Source organism: Desulfovibrio sp. 1188_IL3213 (assembly GCF_036763145.1).
In the GTDB taxonomy this organism is placed as follows: Bacteria; Desulfobacterota; Desulfovibrionia; order Desulfovibrionales; family Desulfovibrionaceae; genus Desulfovibrio.
The window spans coordinates 1-1,645 of record NZ_JBAIYR010000470.1 but is presented as its reverse complement, the minus strand read 5'-3'; the positions used below and the strand labels follow the sequence as shown (position 1 = coordinate 1,645).

General features: G+C 58.2%; 2 protein-coding genes and 1 pseudogene. 1 reads left to right on the top strand and 2 read right to left on the bottom strand.

Annotated features, from left to right (window positions below; all coding sequences use genetic code 11):
- Positions 1–114 (top strand): annotated as a pseudogene (locus tag V6C16_RS12700) (IS5/IS1182 family transposase); the annotation flags it as partial.
- A 466-nt stretch (positions 115–580) separates the two neighbouring features.
- Here V6C16_RS12700 and V6C16_RS12695 read toward each other — a convergent pair.
- Both V6C16_RS12695 and flgA read right to left on the bottom strand, forming a co-directional pair.
- Positions 581–1,300: a flagellar basal body L-ring protein FlgH gene (locus V6C16_RS12695; protein ID WP_333535560.1), complete on the bottom strand. Its 720-nt coding sequence runs from the start codon at positions 1,298–1,300 to the stop codon at positions 581–583.
- Positions 1,301–1,348: 48 nt separating this feature from the next.
- Positions 1,349–1,645, bottom strand: a 297-nt coding sequence (gene flgA, locus V6C16_RS12690; protein ID WP_333543379.1) for a flagellar basal body P-ring formation chaperone FlgA, incomplete at its 5' end; no start/stop codon positions are given.

The following is a 1,645-nucleotide window of genomic DNA, read 5'->3' as shown; positions in this document are numbered from 1 at the left end:
TTTCTCTATTTGAAGCAATGGCGCGGCATAGCGACTCGGTACGCAAAAAATGCGGCCTCATTTCTGGCTGCCGTTCAGATCAGGTGTATCTTTTTGTGGGCTTCAGTCTCGTGACTACAGCATCTAAAAAAAGTATGTTTTTGCGGTTTTCTATAACGACAGACCGTGCTTTTGCCTTGAGCAGGCGTCTGTTTTACCCGCTTTTTCGAACGGTCTGCTCCGGACTGGGATTGCACGGCGCTCCTTCGGCTCCCAAATCCTTCAGCCTCAATTTTTGTGCTCTCAATCTCCCCCCACAACTCTCCTCGTCCGCAACGCCTGGCTTTCAACGCATCTGCGTTTCATTCGTCAGCACCAGCGTCTTCTGTCCTTACAACGTGTACGGGCAGTAGGCAGGGCGACACTCCGCCGCATAACTGCGGGCAGGTTCCCACAGCGCCAGGCCCGTTCTATCGTCAACAGTTACAGAATCAACACGTCAGGGCCCACATGCAACACAACAAAGCGCTGATGCCGCCGGAAAACGACTTCCCGGCGGCATCAGCCATATTGATATTCTACACGCTCAGGCGCATACGGCCTAGAAGGGCCAGATATTGTCCATAAGCCGCGTGAACCAGCCCGGCTTCTGCTTGTCTGCAAGCACGCCGCGACCGTAGTATTCGATGCTCGCGTCAGCAATCTGCGTGGAAAGCACGCTGTTGTCGGCGCTTACATCCTTGGCGCGCACCATGCCGCGCACCACCATATATTCTGTTTCCTCGTTGACGCGTATTTCCCGCGCGCCCTCGATCTGCAGCAGGCCGCCGGGCAGCACTCGGATGACACGCGCCGCCAGAGAGGTGGTGACGTAGTTTTCACGCTTGGTCTTGCCCGTGCCGGACAGGTCGCTGGTGGAGGATGTGGTCAGGGCCGGCGTTCCCACCTTGTTGGTGGGTCCCAGCCCCAGGAAAGGGATAAAGCCGTGCGATCCCTGCCCCATGAGCGCGCCCACCTGATAGTCGTTGGCGCCTTGCTTGTTGGCAGTGGTTTCGGCTTTGTTCTGGGCCTTGGTGTTTTCCACCAGTTTGACCACCACGATGTCGCCTACCCTGCGGGCGCGGCTGTCGGAAAAAAGCGTGTCCTGCTCGCTGGCCGCGAAAAGAGACCCCGGATTGTCCGGCCCGTTGGCCTCCTGCCTGTATTCCTGAGGATCGGCAACCGGTGGCTGCAAGGCGGGATGTTTGCGCGGTCCGCCGCCGCAAGCGGCACACAGCGCAAAAACCAGCGCCATGACGGGGATGATGTGACGTGCCTGCATATGCTCCTCTCCTTCAATAACCGCGTCCGCCGCATGCGGCTGCGACGTCTAGTTTATCTCGACGGTATTGCCGTTTTTGACAATGCCGAAGACCTGTTTTTTGGTTTGCAAGTTCCGCACCGGAATGGTGGCTCCCGGTTCACCATCAGCCAGGGCCTGCGCCTGTGTGGTTATGCGCAGGTTGCCTCTGGAAAATATGAGGGAAACCACATCACCCCGCTTGACCATAAGCTGGCTTGCAAGATCGCTCTGCAATATGGGATCGCCCGCATTGACAGCGCGGGCAAGCTGCCACGGGCCACCGCGCCCGTCCCAGGGCAGATCGCGCAACTGACCGGCGTTGAC

Excerpts from the sequence above, each read along its gene's own strand:
- V6C16_RS12695 (WP_333535560.1), bottom strand. The coding sequence starts at position 1,300 with ATGCAGGCACGTCACATCATCCCCGTCATGGCGCTGGTTTTTGCGCTG.